This is a genomic window from Streptomyces collinus, assembly GCF_031348265.1.
Taxonomy (GTDB): Bacteria; Actinomycetota; Actinomycetes; order Streptomycetales; family Streptomycetaceae; genus Streptomyces; species Streptomyces collinus.
This window is the reverse complement of sequence record NZ_CP133771.1, coordinates 280,908-294,588: the sequence shown is the minus strand read 5'-3', so window position 1 is coordinate 294,588 and position 13,681 is coordinate 280,908. Positions and strand designations below refer to the sequence as shown.

14 protein-coding genes are annotated in these 13,681 nt (G+C 72.9%); 11 read left to right on the top strand and 3 right to left on the bottom strand.

Annotated features, from left to right (window positions below):
* Positions 1–174 precede the first annotated feature (174 nt).
* Together RFN52_RS01265 and RFN52_RS01260 are read left to right on the top strand one after the other, a co-directional pair.
* Positions 175–1,008: an SDR family oxidoreductase gene (locus RFN52_RS01265; RefSeq protein WP_184854504.1), complete on the top strand. Its 834-nt coding sequence runs from the start codon at positions 175–177 to the stop codon at positions 1,006–1,008.
* Positions 1,009–1,048: 40 nt separating this feature from the next.
* Positions 1,049–1,681, top strand: a complete 633-nt coding sequence (locus RFN52_RS01260; RefSeq protein WP_184854505.1) for an HAD family hydrolase — start codon at positions 1,049–1,051, stop codon at positions 1,679–1,681.
* A gap of 24 nt (positions 1,682–1,705) precedes the next feature.
* Here RFN52_RS01260 and RFN52_RS01255 read toward each other — a convergent pair whose 3' ends face one another.
* The gene (locus RFN52_RS01255; protein WP_184854506.1) at positions 1,706–2,569 is read right to left on the bottom strand and encodes an LLM class flavin-dependent oxidoreductase; all 864 of its coding nucleotides are present in this window, start codon (positions 2,567–2,569) and stop codon (positions 1,706–1,708) included.
* Positions 2,570–2,654: 85 nt separating this feature from the next.
* On the bottom strand, positions 2,655–3,950 hold the full coding sequence (locus RFN52_RS01250) for an MFS transporter (protein ID WP_311240856.1): 1,296 nt from the start codon (positions 3,948–3,950) through the stop codon (positions 2,655–2,657).
* Between the two features lie 85 nt (positions 3,951–4,035).
* Between RFN52_RS01250 and RFN52_RS01245 the strand changes: the two genes are divergently transcribed.
* A complete protein-coding gene (locus tag RFN52_RS01245; RefSeq protein ID WP_311240855.1) occupies positions 4,036–4,293 on the top strand; it encodes a hypothetical protein in 258 nt (85 codons plus the stop codon).
* A 66-nt stretch (positions 4,294–4,359) separates the two neighbouring features.
* Here the strand turns inward: RFN52_RS01245 and RFN52_RS01240 are convergent, their stop codons facing one another.
* The gene (locus RFN52_RS01240; RefSeq protein WP_184854508.1) at positions 4,360–5,559 is read right to left on the bottom strand and encodes a YncE family protein; all 1,200 of its coding nucleotides are present in this window, start codon (positions 5,557–5,559) and stop codon (positions 4,360–4,362) included.
* Positions 5,560–5,644: 85 nt separating this feature from the next.
* Between RFN52_RS01240 and RFN52_RS01235 the strand changes: the two genes are divergently transcribed.
* The 8 genes from RFN52_RS01235 (at position 5,645) to RFN52_RS01200 (ending at position 13,679) form a co-directional block, all read left to right on the top strand.
* A complete protein-coding gene (locus tag RFN52_RS01235) occupies positions 5,645–6,622 on the top strand; it encodes an ABC transporter substrate-binding protein (RefSeq protein WP_184854509.1) in 978 nt (325 codons plus the stop codon).
* Between the two features lie 104 nt (positions 6,623–6,726).
* Complete coding sequence (locus RFN52_RS01230; RefSeq protein ID WP_374050144.1) at positions 6,727–7,860, top strand: FecCD family ABC transporter permease; 1,134 nt, start codon at positions 6,727–6,729, stop codon at positions 7,858–7,860.
* Entirely contained in the window at positions 7,857–8,864 is a 1,008-nt protein-coding gene (locus tag RFN52_RS01225) for a FecCD family ABC transporter permease (RefSeq protein ID WP_184854510.1), read from the top strand. The genes RFN52_RS01230 and RFN52_RS01225 overlap by 4 nt, the downstream gene beginning before the upstream one ends.
* 20 nt (positions 8,865–8,884) lie before the next feature.
* Positions 8,885–9,706: an ABC transporter ATP-binding protein gene (locus RFN52_RS01220; RefSeq protein WP_184854511.1), complete on the top strand. Its 822-nt coding sequence runs from the start codon at positions 8,885–8,887 to the stop codon at positions 9,704–9,706.
* A 56-nt stretch (positions 9,707–9,762) separates the two neighbouring features.
* Positions 9,763–9,876 (top strand): streptamidine family RiPP, encoded by a 114-nt coding sequence (amiA, locus tag RFN52_RS01215; protein WP_244310224.1) that lies wholly within the window; start codon positions 9,763–9,765, stop codon positions 9,874–9,876.
* Between the two features lie 100 nt (positions 9,877–9,976).
* Complete coding sequence (locus RFN52_RS01210) at positions 9,977–10,825, top strand: hypothetical protein (RefSeq protein ID WP_184854512.1); 849 nt, start codon at positions 9,977–9,979, stop codon at positions 10,823–10,825.
* Positions 10,822–12,303 (top strand): CocE/NonD family hydrolase, encoded by a 1,482-nt coding sequence (locus RFN52_RS01205; protein ID WP_184854513.1) that lies wholly within the window; start codon positions 10,822–10,824, stop codon positions 12,301–12,303. Before RFN52_RS01210 ends, RFN52_RS01205 begins: the two co-directional genes overlap by 4 nt.
* Complete coding sequence (locus RFN52_RS01200) at positions 12,300–13,679, top strand: YcaO-like family protein (RefSeq protein WP_184854514.1); 1,380 nt, start codon at positions 12,300–12,302, stop codon at positions 13,677–13,679. The genes RFN52_RS01205 and RFN52_RS01200 overlap by 4 nt, the downstream gene beginning before the upstream one ends.
* Positions 13,680–13,681 lie beyond the last annotated feature (2 nt).

Here is a 13,681-nt window from a genome sequence, read left to right as displayed (position 1 = left end):
GGGCGCTGGTGTCTTCGACTTTTCCCGATCAATCTATGTCGGACCCCGGCAGGGTGGGGGCCGAATGAGCTGCCGTGCGGTGGGATCCCTGCCGGACACTCCTCCTTGACCTGAAGTCCGATTGAGCTTCTAGCGTGTCCCGAAGTTGATCTCTGACGGCGGGAGAACACGCTCATGATCCTCGTGACCGGAGCCACCGGGAATATCGGCAGTGCGCTGCTGCGGGAGTTGCACGCATGCGGTGCCGGGCCGGTGAGAGCGTTGACCCGTGACGCCTCACGGGCTGCGTTTCCCGAGGAAGTCGAGGCGGTGGAGGGGGACTTCGCGGTGGCGCAGACGTTGGAGCCCGCCCTGGACGGGGTGCGCTCGCTGTTCCTGCCGTCGCGTACCGGCCCGGACGCGGACATCCTCGCGGCAGCCCGGCGCGCGGGTGTGGAGCACGTGGTGCTGGTGTCGTCCATCACCGTCCAGACGCATCCGCACCTGGGCCCCGCCGATGAGAACCTGACGGTCGAAGGGCTGCTCAAGGACAGCGGCATGGACTGGACGGTCCTGCGGCCGACACAGTTCGCCTCCAACGCCCTGATGTGGGCCGGGCCGATTCGCGACGGGGTGGCGGTCCGCGCGCCGTACGCGGACACCGGACTGCCCACGATCCACCCCGCGGACATCGCCTCGGTGGCGCGGGCCGCACTGACCGGACCGGGCCACCGGGGGCGGACGTACGCCCTGACCGGTCCCGAGCCGGTGACCGCCCGGCAGCAGGTCCAGGCCATCGCGGCAGAGCTCGGGCGGGATGTCCCGTTCATCGAGATCGGCCGGCAGGAGGCTCGTGCCCCCATGGCCGCCGTCTTCGGGGAGGAGGCCGCGGATGCGGTGCTCGACGTCACGGGCGGAGACGTCAATGACGAACTGCTGGCAGTGCGCGACACGGTCTCGCGGGTCACCGGTTCCCCGGCCAGGCCGTTCCGGCAGTGGGCCGCGGAGAACGTCCACAGGTTCCGCTGAGCCGGCGGGCCGGTGAGAACTCCCGTGCTATTCAAGGGGCATGACACTGATCAACACCTCTGGCAGGCCGTTCGACGCGGTGCTGTGCGACCTCGACAACGTGATCCGGTTCTATGACCTGACTCGACTGGCGAGACTGGAACAGCTGGCCGGACTGGCCGAAGGGGCCACCACGAAGGTGGCCTACGCGCCGGAGACGGACCTGCCGCTGCTCCTGGGAAAGATCGGCAAGGAGGAGTGGGTCGAGACCATCGTGCGGGGTCTCGTCGGTGAGGTCTCGGAGCCTCAGGCCCGTGAGCTCGGAACGGCACTGGCCGAGGCGCCTTTCCGGGCTGACGACGAAGTGGTCACGATGCTTCGCCGGATACGGCAGCACATGCCGCTCGTCCTGGTGACCAACGCGACCCTGGAGTTGGAGAGCGACCTCGCATCCCTGGGACTGTCCGACCTCGCACACCATGTCGTCAGCAGTGCCCGGGTCGGAGTGGCCAAGCCCGACCGCGAGATCTACGAGATCGCCGCCGGGCGAGCGCAGACCGCCGTCGAGCGATGCCTTTTCGTCGACGACCGCCTGGAGAACATCGAGGCCGCTGTCGCGCTGGGCATGACGGGAGTGCACTATCGCGAGCCGGAGGACTTGCGAAAGGTGCTGGCTCTCGCGCTCGGTGACTGAGGCCGCGAGGCCGGCCAGGGGCACCTAGAGGACCGGTGGGCCGGCCTCCGTGCGGCGCAGCACCGGCGGCAGGCGGTCAAGGTCGGGGCCGGTCTGGATCTGCCGCTCGTCCCACCAGGTGGCACCCGCGTCGCGCAGGGGACCGATGACGTCCCTGGCCTTGGCCGCGTCCGGGGGTGTGGCGCCGCCCAGGACCAACTCGAAGGGGCGCTCGCAGCCGGCCTGCCGGTGCGCGCGCAGGTATCCGGCCAGTTCCCGTACTTCGGCCACATCAGGTACGTGACCGTGCCGGGCCGTCTCGAAGAGCGGTACCGCGCCGTCCCAGCGGGCTGCCCGCCGCATGGGCGGGCGGCGTGGCCAGAATCCGCCGATCCACACGGGTGGGCCTGGCTGCTGCACGGTGGCGGGCAGCAGCGTCACGTTCTCGGCCTGGTAGTGCCGGCCGTGGTGGTTCACGGGCCGGCCGGTCCAGAAGCTCCGCAGCAACTCCAGCCCCTCGTCCAGGCGTTCGGCGAGCAGACGCGGGTCTGCGGTGTCGCCGAAACTGCGGTACTCGTCCTCGACCGGACCGCCCAGACCCGCGGCGAAGGTCACCCGGTCGCAGCTGAGGTGGTCCAGGGTGGCGACCTGGCGGGCGAGTTGCTGCGGACGGTAACGGGGGACCGGCGTCAGCAGGGTGCCCAGCCGAATGCGTGAGGTCGCCAGTGCGGCCGCCGTCAACAGCATCCAGGGGTCCCCGAAAGGACGCCCCTGGTGATGGCGGTGCAGCACATGGTCCCAGACGAAGAGCCCGTCCCAGCCGGCCTGTTCGGCCGCAGCAGCGACTTTCGCGACGTTCCGCGGGTCCGCGAAGTCCCCGAAGTTGGGGATGTTGATGGAGAAGCGCATACGAGCAGGATGTGCGGTGGGGTGGTCAACGGACCATCGGATTCCTGGCCGGGAGCCTCGTGCACAGGAGCCTCCTGCAACGGAATCAGCCCTTGACGTGCGCGTGTTCCGGCTTCCGGGCCTGCGGAAGATCACGCATGCTGCGCATCGGGCTCATGACGAGGATGAGCCAGGAGGGCGCGACGACACCGGTCATGATCCACATGGCCGGCCGGTAACCGACGGCATCGCCGAGCACGCCGCCCAGCAGGGAACCGAGCGGGATGGTGCTGTGGTTGATCATCATGGCGGTTGCCACGACCCGGCCGAGCAGATGGGGTGGGCAGTAGGTCTGCCGGAAGGTGCCGACCACGATGTTGGCCACGGAGATGCCGAACCCCACGAGGAAGGACCCCGTCGCGAACAGCAGCAGCCCCGGCCCCGCCGTGGTCATCGGCAGCAGCAGCACGAACGGCGACGTGGTCAGCTGCAGGAGGAGCAGGCCCCGCGCCGTGCCGAACCGCCGGCTGATCCGGGTGGCCACCAGCGCACCGACGATGGCACCGGCGCTGCCGCTGGTGAGCAGCAGCCCGACCATGCCCGGGTTCAGCCCGACGGTGCGGACCAGGAACACGACCTGAACCGCCTGATAGCCCATCAGCGCCAGGTTGGTCACGGCGCCCCACGTGACCATCGGCCGCAGGTACCGGTCCCGGCCCACGAAGCGGAGCCCTTCCGCGATCTGCCGCCGGAGAGAGGTGCGTTCCGCGTCGGGATCACGGTCCGGCTCGACGACGCCGATCCGCCGCAGGCAGACAGCGGAGACCAGGAACGTCACGGCGTCGGCCACGAGCGCGGTGACCGCGCCGAGTGCCTGGGCGAGGAGTCCCGCCACCCCGGGCCCGGCGACCTGGGTGGCGGCCGCGCTGCCCTGCAACTTGGCGTTGCCCTCCAGGAGGTCGCGGCCGTCGAGCACGAAGCGGATGTACGCGTGGTAGGCGGTGTCGAAACACACCGCCGCGGTGCCGCAGACCAACGCGACGACGACCAGTTGCTGAAAGGTCAGCGCGTCGAGCCAGGCCGCCGCCGGGACGCTCACCAGGGCCGCGGCGGCTGTCAGGTCACACGCGATCATCAGTGGTCGTTTGCGCCTCCGGTCCACCCATGCCCCCGCCGGGAGGCCCACGAGCAGCCACGGCAGCCACACCGCCGCGGTGAGCAGGCCGACGGCGGTGGAGCCGGCGTCCAGCCCCACGACCGCGATCAACGGCAACGCCACCACGGTGACGCTGTTGCCCAGGCCACTGACGGTTTCGCCCACCCAGAGCAGGCGAAAATCCGGTCGGCTGAAGACTCCCCCGCGCGGTCGGGGCCGGGCAGACGTGTCATTCCTCGGGTTCACCGGAGGCATCATGCCGTGATGGGATGGATTCATGCGCCCTGAGCACTGTGCCACCAGGAACCACATCGAGGTGTGGCATGAGCGAGTGCTCCCGTCCAGTGCGGAACGGATCACGCTCTGGGTGGTGTTGCGCGGTTCGCTCCTTCCGGTCCTGGTCTGGGTCGGCATCGCGTGCTTCGTGTACTTCCTCTACAACCCCGTCGTGGCGATCGTGCTCGGTGGGCTCTTCGCAATCGCGTTCATCGTGGGGTTCGGCCTCCGACGGAGGGCACGGCACTCCGTCCGGTGCAGCGTCTACGGTGCGCTGGGCGGAGTGCTCGACAAGTCCATGGCCGGTTTCTGAGGCGAGGAGCGCCCTCCAGCCGTCCGCGGAACGGGGGCCCTTGACGCGTCGGCAGGTACGGCGCGGTCACCGGCCCACGAGATCGCCCTCGGCGCCGTCGGCCCGGCTGCGCAGGGCCATGTGACCGCCGTGGTGCAGCGGTGTGCTCAGCCGCGGGCGGGCCGCCTCGTGGCCCGTCCGCGCGTCGACGATGTGGACTTCGCCGTGACCGCCGCGGGTGACGGCGACCCAGTCGGAGCCGGGTGAGGCGGCAACGGCCCGGCGCTGGACGCCTTCCCAAGGGGTGCCGCCGCGACGCGGGGCGCCGTCCATCGCGGGCAGGGGGGAGCGGCGGACGATGCCGTCGTCGCCGAGAAGGAGCAGTTCGTCGCCGTCGGGGTGGATGCGGGTGAACGCGGTCCGGCTCCGGGCGAGAGCCAGCCGGAAGACCAGTCCGGGACCGAGTTCCGTCAGGGACGTTCGACCCGTCTCCAGATCGTGGCGCCATGCCTGGTTGGTCCACTCCGGCCACCGCAGCGGGTCGGGAGCGCCGCCGCGCAGTGTGCTCCACAGCGCCGCCCGCCGGGTGTCGAGGCGCAGGTACCAGCCCCGGGCGGGTGCTGCCCACGGGATCACGGCCTCGGCCAGGAGCGTGTCGTCCTTCCTCCGGGCCCGGTGCACACCCTCGCCGGTGGCCACGAACAGGTGTCCCGAGCCGGGAGCGTGGGCGTCGCCGTGGCCGTCGTCGGGCAGCGGCAGGAGTTCGTGCGGTGTGACCACGGGGCAGCCGGGCGGGGCCGCGAGGAGATCCGCGAACCGGTGTGCGGCCAGCGCCCCGGGTTCCCGGTGCCGCAGCACGACCAGCGGGTCGCCGCCGCCCAGCACCGTCACGCCCGGCTCGCCGACCCGGGTGCGTACCCGCGCGGTCTCGTCGGTGGCCAGGTCGACGACCGTCAGCAGGTCCGACCACGGCTCGGCGTTCTTGCCCAGGCCGGTGGTCACGGCCAGCCGGCGCCCGGCCGGGTCGCAGGCGAGGTGCTCGGCCGGCACGGCGACCGGTACGGCGCGTTCCACGAGCTCCTCACCGAAGGGATCGAGGACCAGGAGTTCCCCCCGGCGGTCGTCGACACAGGCCACCCGCCCTCCGGGCAGAGCCAGAAACCCGGCGTGCTCGGAGAGATGGCGGCCGGTGAGGCGTCCTGTGACGGTGCCGTCCGGCACGGTCAGCACATGGACGCATCCGGCCACGTGGTCGGAGACGAGCAGGACGGGTGCGGCAGTGGTCATGGGTCCTCCGAAAGAGTGTCTCCTGAAAACGATTATCATGTATGTTCGGTGAGTTCCCGGCACCTGAGAAGAAGCGAGGGCATCGATGCTGCGCTCACCGTCGAGATTCGTCCGCAGTTGGATCACCGCAGCGTTGGTGGGTTCCGTGCTGGCCGGCTGCGGCTCGTCGTCCGACGAGCCCGCGAGTGACGAGGCCAAGCCCGCGGCGAGGACCGAGGTCACCGTCGAACCCATCAAGGCGTCGACGGAGGTGACCGACACGAACGGCGTCAAGGTCGCCGTGCAGAAGGAACCCGAGCGCATCGTCTGCCTGTTCGCGCTCTGCGACGACATCCTGACCGAACTGGGCATCGTCCCGACGGCCACCAACAGCGCGCTGCTCTCCCACCCCGGTTTCCTGGGGGAGGAGAAGGCCAGGGAAGTCGACGTCATCCCCGGGGGGTTCATCGCCCCGGAGGTGGAGTCGATCCTCTCCCACAAGCCCGACCTGGTCATCGGGCTGGGAGACACCCACGGCAAGCTCGCTCCGGCCCTGAAGGGCGCCACCACGTTCTGGCCCATGCAGCCCGAGACCTGGGAGGACAGCGTCGGTTACCTGCGCGACGCGGCCGCCCTGACCGGCCGCACCGCCGAAGGCGAGAAGGCCGAGAAGGCCTTCCGTGCCAAACTCGCCGAGGCCGAGAAGACGCCGGGCGACAAGACCGCACTCATCATCTACGGCAGTGACGAGAACTTCGGCGTCGCCGCCCCCGAGGCCGACGTCGCCGCGAGCCTGTTCCCGAAGATCGCCCGGTACCCGTGGAAGTCCCGTGGTGTCGAGGGCAGTTACAGCCTGGAGGAGATCCTCGCTCGGAACGTCGACGTGCTGTTCGTCGAGACGATGAGCTTCGGTGACGCGGACGGCAAGCTCTCGGAGAAGCTGGCCGAGAACCCCCTCTGGAGCAAGATCCCGGCAGTGCAGAACGGCGACGTCCACGAGGTGAACTCAGAGGTGTGGGCCAAGGGACGCGGCACCCGTTCGCTGGGCATCGTCCTCGACGAGGCCACGGCCGCGCTGCGGTGAGGGCGCCCCTGCCGGTGCCCGCCCGGGCGCCCGCCGCGGCGGATCGCCCCGCAGCAGACGGACGACCGCCCTCGCGCGGTGCACGAACGTGGCAGCCCGTCCTGGTGGTCGTCCTGCTGGTCGCCTCATCGCTCTGCGCGCTGAGCCTCGGCACCCCCTACGTCCCACCGCACCGGCTGGCCGGTGCGGTGCTGGACGGGGACAGCACCCTCGCCGGGATCGTCGTCACCGAACTCCGCGTGCCCCGCCTTGTGCTGGCGCTCGTCGCCGGTACCTGTCTCGGGGCCGCCGGACTGGTCCTTCAGGAGGCACTGCGCAATCCCCTGGCGGTGCCGGAGATGCTGGGTGTGTCGTCCGGGGCCGCGCTGGGGGTGGCCGCGCCTCTGGTGCTGACGCTGTCCCTGCCTGCCGCCGTCCAGCCCCTGCTGGCCATCGGCGGGGCCGCGCTCGGCGGCGGGCTGACGCTGCTCGCCGCCGGGCTGGGCCGCAGCCCGTCCGCCGTCCTGCTGACCGGAGCCGCGGTCGCCGCCGCGTTGCAGGCGGCGCTGCTCGTGCTGATGGTCATGGCGGACCAGCTGGACCTCCAACTCATCTACCGCTACCTGCTCGGCTCGCTCTCCGCCCGGACCTGGGACGACATCGCGGGCCTGTGGCCGTGGCTGCTCGTCGCGGTTCCCGCCCTGGTGCTGTGCGCGCCCGTGCTGTCGGTGATGCGGCTGGGGGATGAGGATGCCGAGGCCCTGGGCGTGCGCGCCCAGCGGGCGCGGCTCGCCGCGCTGGCCATCGCCGTGGTGCTGATCGCCCCGGTGACGGCGGTGTGCGGGCCCGTCGCGTGGGTGGGTTTCCTCGCTCCGCATCTGGCCCGGTGGTTCAACCCCGCGGCGGGGGCGGTGCGCTGGCTTCCGTGGTCCGCCGCCTGGGGTGCCGCCGTCGTGACGGTCGCCGATGTCCCGGCCCGGCTGGCGCTGGCGCCCGTTGAGACGCCGGCCGGTGCCTGGACGGCTCTGCTGGGGGTGCCGGCCGGGGTCGCGCTGATGCGGTCGGGCGGCCGGGGTCGGGCGGCCCGGTCCGCACCTGCCGTGGGCGAGACGCTGCACGGCCCACGGACGGCTGCATCCGGCGCGGCGGACGAAGTCCCTCGTGCCGGCGCCCCGGACGATGCTCGTCGAGAGGAAGCCGGGGCCGGCGGGACTCGTTTCTCCCCTTCCCGGCCGACCGGAACGGAGGACGTGCGGTGACCCGGCGTTTCGCGGCGCTCGCGGCCCTGGCCGTCGTGTGCGCCGGCGTGGAACTGGTGGCCGGGCGCGGCATGTCCCCGGGCGTGGTCTGGGACGTCGTGAACGGCGGCGGTGACGCGACGGCACGTCACATCTTCTTCCAACTGCGCCTGCCCAGGCTGCTGGTGGCCCTCGGGGCCGGCGCGAGCCTGGCCGTGGCGGGGCTGGTCCTCCAGTCGGCGCTGCGCAACCCGCTCGCCGGGCCCGAGGTGACGGGCGTGACGCCGGGCGCGGTCCTCGGGGCCGTCACCGCGACTGCTCTGGGGCTCGCCGGATGGGACTCGCCGCTGGCCGTCGTCCTCGCGGCCTGTACGGGCGGATGCGCCGGCGCGGCGCTGCTGTGGCTGCTCGCCGGACGCGGCCGTGGCGACCCGGCACAGACCGCCGTGCACGGCGTGCTGGTGTCCGCGGTGCTCGGCGGCCTCACGGCCATGGTGCTCCTGGTGGAGCCGGGCGAACTCGGCAGCGTGGTCCAGTGGTTGGTGGGCACCACCGAGGGCCGGGTGTGGCAGCACTGGCACCTGCTGTGGCCATGGGCGCTCCTCTGGGGGGCCGCGGCCTGGCTGCTGGCCGGACCGCTGACCCTGCTGCGCTGCGGGGACGACATCGCCCTCACGGCCGGCCTGTCCGTCCGTCCGGCGCGGACCCTCGCCCTGCTGTGCGCGGTGGCGCTGACGGCGGGCGCGGTGGCCGCCGTCGGGGCGCTGGGCTTCGTGGGACTGCTCGTTCCGCATCTGGCCGTGGCCGTCTTCGGCGCGGACCTGCGGGTGAGCCTCCCCGGCGCCGCCCTGGTGGGCGCTGTCGTGGTGTGCGGGGCGGACGCCGCCGCGCAGCTGTCCTCGCGGCTGCCGGCACCCGGGCTGGACTCCGGCCGGTTCACGCTGCCGGTCGGGGCGCTCACCGCCTGCCTCGGCGCCGCGCTGTTGCTGGTCGTCGTGCGCCGCACGCCGAGCCGTACGTTCTGAAGCCGACCGAAGGGCAGAGCATGACCGAGTCCGTGGGGATCCACGTCGAGGGGGTCCACTTCGGCTATCCCGGACGACCCGTACTGAGGGGCGTCGACATGACCGTCCGGCCGGGCGAACTGACCGCCCTCATCGGCCTGAACGGCTGCGGCAAGTCGACCCTGCTGCGAGTGGCCGCGGGACTGCTGCGGCCGGACGCGGGGCGCGTACTGCTCGGTGCGGACGACCTCGCCCGGCTGTCGAGGCGCGCCACGGCACGCAGGGTGGCGCTGCTGCACCAGTCCGCCCCGGCCGTACCGGGCATGACGGTGGGTCACCTCGTACGTCAGGGGCGGTACGCGGCACGCGGACCGCTCGGCATGCTGCGCGAGGGCGACGACCCCGTCGTGCGGCGGGCCCTGCGCGATGTCGGGGTGGAGCAGTGGGCCGGCCGTGACGTCGACGCGCTGTCGGGGGGTGAGCGGCAGCGGGTGCGGCTGGCGATGGCCCTCGCCCAGGACACCCGCGTCCTGCTGCTCGACGAACCGACCACCTACCTGGACCTGCACCACCAACTCGACGTGCTGCAGACCGTGGTGCGCCTGCGCGAGGAGCGCGGGCTCACCGTGGTGATGGTGCTGCACGACCTGGCCCACGCGGCCCGGTTCGCCGAGCGGATCGTCGCCCTGCGCGAGGGCCGCGTGGTGGCCGACGGGGCGCCGAAGGAGGTCGTCACACCGGGGCTGCTGGCGGAGGTCCTCAAGGTGGCGGGCCGGGTCGGTGAGGATCCGGAAGGGGGATGGCCGGTGTGTTACCCAGATCACCCCCTCGCAGCTATTGAATATGAAAATCAGATTCATTAGCGTGATGTCACGGCGCTCATCCGAACGCCGTATCTCCCTGACATGAAGGAGAGTTCATGGACAACGAGCAGGTCTTCGCGCCGATCGTCGACCCGGGTCAGCTGGCTCACGACTCGGCTTCCCACTCCAACGCGCTCGTCGAGAACCCCTTCGAGGACACCGAGGAGTAGGCGAGGGCTCAGCTCCCTCGACCGTGGGCCCGCCCGTTTGCCTTCCGGGCGGGCCCACGCCCGTCCCCCGTCCGTCCCGCCCGTCGCCAGGAGGAACGCCGTGTCCCACAGCCGACTCGCACCCGGTGCCGAGGTCGTCGCCGTACCCGGGCGAGGTCTCGCCGTCCGTACCCCCGAAGGGGATTTCCTCACCGTCAGGACCGGCGACGCGGACGAGGGACTCCTGCTCTCCCGGCTCACCGGCGACGGGGCCACGACCCGGGCGGACACCGAACTCGACCGTGTCATCCGTGGGTTCGAACAGGCCGGATTCCTGGCGGACGGCCTCCCGCCCGTCGAGTGGCCGGCCGACCGCCGGCACATCCGGCTGATCGGCGATCCGGTACTGACCGGACCCCTCGCCGCGCACCTGACGGCCCTGGGCGCCGACCCGCGCACCGCTCCGGCCGGCAGCACGCCACCGGCCGGCGTCGACGACCTGCTCGCCACGGCCCCCGCCGCCGTCGTGTGGTGCCTCGACGGTCCCGTGCCCGACGGGCTGTGGGACGCCGCCGACCGGCTGCCCGGGCACGGCGTCGCCTGGCTGCGCTGCCACCGCGAGGGCTGGCAGGCCTACGTCGAGCCGGTCGCCGCCGCTCCCGGAGACGTCACCTCGGCCCACATCCGCTCCCGCCGGCTCGCCGCCACCCCCGCCTACCGCGAACTGGCCGCGTACTGGACCGGGCCCCGCACCCTCGGCGCACCGGTCCGGCTCGCCGTTCCCGCCGCCGCACTGATCGCGGCGCTGCTCGCCGACGACCTCACCCGGTGGGCCACCGCAGCCCCCGACACGGCAGGCTTCCCGGCACGACGCCGGCTGCGCCGCGTCGACCTGCGCACCCTGACCGTCACCGAACACCCCGTCCTGCCGGTGCCCGACGTGGCATCGATGCCGAAGCAGGACGGATGACGGCGTTCAGCACGGCCGTCGACGGGCTCGCCACCGACGTCCGACTCCCCGCCGGCGACGGCCCCTTCCCGGCCGTCCTGGTCCGCACCCCCTACGACCGAGCCGAGCACCGGGCCGAAGCCTGCGGCTGGGCCCGCCACGGATTCGCCGCCGTCGTCCAGGACGTGCGGGGCCGCTTCGCCTCGCCGGGGGAGTGGCGCCCCTACACGAACGAGGCCGCCGACGGAGCGGCGACCGCCCGCTGGATCCGGCGGCAGCCCTGGGGCGACGGCCGGCTGGTGGCCGCCGGCGCCTCCTACGCCGCCCACTGCGCCCTCGTCCTCGCCCTCGACGCGCCCCGGGACGCGCGGCCGGACGCCGTCATCGCGGCCGTGCCCGCCCTCGGCCTCGCGGAGACGGCGCGCGAGGCGTCCGGCGTGGAACGGCTGCGCCCGCGCGCCGGATGGTGGGCCGCCCACGGCGACCGGCGGGACTCCGACGAGAGTGCCCTGGACAAGGCCCTCACCACGGACCCCGGCCTGCTCACCCACCTGCCGCTGACCGCTCTCCCCGAGCGGCTGGGCCGGAGCCTGCCCTCCTGGGCCGATCTGTGGCGCCACCACGACCGCGGGCGCCTCGTGACACGGGCCGCACACGCCGGGCTTCCCCTGCTCGCGGTGGGCGGCCACCACGACCACTTCACCGACGACACCGTCGCACTGTGGCGCACCTGGGGCGGCCCCTCGGCGCGTCTGCTCCTCGGCCCGTGGGGGCACAGTCTCCTCTCCGCGCCGGGCCCGGACGCGGGGCCCGCCCACCGGCTGAACCTCGGCGAGCTGTACGTGCGCTGGGCCCGCCGCGCCCTGTCCGGCGCACTCGCCCCCGGCCGCCACGGCGCACTGGCACTGGGCGGAGCCGACCTGTGGCTGCCCGCCGGCGCCGACGGCGTACCGCGCACACAACGGCCGCGGCTGCTGCACGGCGCCGTGTTCACCGCCGACCCCGACCGGCCCGTGCGCTCCGGCGACCTGACCGTACCGACCGACGGGCCGCCCGACCGCTGCCTGCTGGTCACCCCGCCGCTGCCCCGTCCGCTCGACGTGGTCGGCCCGGTCGGCGCGCGACTGCGGGCCACCGCCCACACACCGTCCGCGGACTGGGCCGCCCGGCTCGTCGCGCTCACCCCGGAAGGGAACGCCGAGCGGCTCGCCGTCGGCGTCGTCCGGCGAGCCGAACCGGCCGGCCGCGCAGCCGAGTTCACCATCGGCCTCGGCCGGCTCACGCGCCGGCTGCGGGCCGGCACCCGGCTGCGCCTGGAGATCGCGGGCCACCACTTCCCGGCCCACGCACGCAACCCCCACACCGGCGACGACCCGGTGACGGCCCGCCGACTGCTCGCCTCCCGGCGCGAGGTCGAACCGGCCGCCGTGGAACTCACGCTGCACGTGCTCCCGTCCCGTCCCACCCCCACCGACCCCGCCGAGGAGATCCTGCGATGACGGCGCTGCCGCTGGAAGCACTCGTCGACCCCGTCTGCGGCATCGTCCGCAAGGTCAAACCCGTCGAGCACCCGCCGGGCACCCCACCCCGCTACACCGCCCTCACGGCCGAGATATCCGACGCCCGCAGACTCGGACTGTGGCCGGCCGACCGGGTCTCCCTCGGCACCACCTTCGGCGACCCCGAGCAAGCCCGGACCGCCGCCATAGCCGAGGGCATGGAGCGGTACTGCGGCAACCGCGTGCCGCCGCCCGGCCACCCCGAGGCCCCCCTGCGCGCCACCGCCGCCGAACTGGCCGAGAAGGGCCTGCGCCTGTACGGCCCCCGGGACCTGCCCGCCTACGCGCCCTGGCAGTACACCCGGGAGAAGTTCCCCTACCGCCCCCTCACTGCCGACACCCCGGCCCTGTGGACGCGCGGAACGGAAGCGCTCGCCGACGGGACCACAGCCGAGGTCTGGGCACCCGTGTCGCTCACCCACCTCAACTGGCGCCAGGGCGACCTGCGCGAGCTGCCCCGCACCCACCACCTCAACTACGCCGGGATCGCCACCGGCCAGGGCCTCGACGACGCCGTGGAACGCGGCCTGCTGGAGATCGTCGAACGGGACGCCCTGGAACTGTGGTGGCATCTGGACGGCCCGGCCCGGGGTATCGACCCGGCGAGTGTGCCCGGCCTCGCCGACGACCTCGCCGGGTCCGCGCTCGACGTCCACATCGTCGAGATGTACTCGGAGTTCGCCCCCTGCATGGCCGCGCTCGTCCACGACCCGCGCCTCGGCCTGTACGCCGCCGGCTTCGCCTGCAAGTACGACCCGGCCGAAGCCGCCCGCAAGGCCGTCCTCGAAGCCGTCCACACCTGGGTCTTCACCCAGGGCCTGACCGGTTCCGACGGCTGGGTCTTCCAGGCCGTCGAGGCCGGACTGCTCGCCCGCGGGCTCTACCTGGAGCACCGCGCCGACGGCCGCTATCTCGACGCGTGCGGCGAGCAGTTCGAGCACGTCCGGGACCTGGGCGCGCACGTGCAGGTGTGGCTGGACGAGCGGATGGCCGCCGAGGCCGGGCGATTCACCGAACCGGCCCTCGGGACCGTGTCCGTCGACGCGGTCGAACCCGGCAGCCGGGAGTGGCTGGAGAACGCGCTGCGCGCGGGCGGCCACCGGGTCATGACCTTCGACCTCACCACCGAGGACGTCGCCGAGACCTCCCTGCGCGTCGCCAGGGTCCTCGTCTCGGGCCTCCTTCCCAACGCCCCGGCGGCCTTCGGCTACTTCGGCTGCCCGCGTCTGTCCGAGGCCGCTGTCGTGCGCGGATGGCGCACCGATCCGCCGAGCGCGCCGCAGGACTTCACCCTGGCGCCTCCGCCGCACATGTGAGG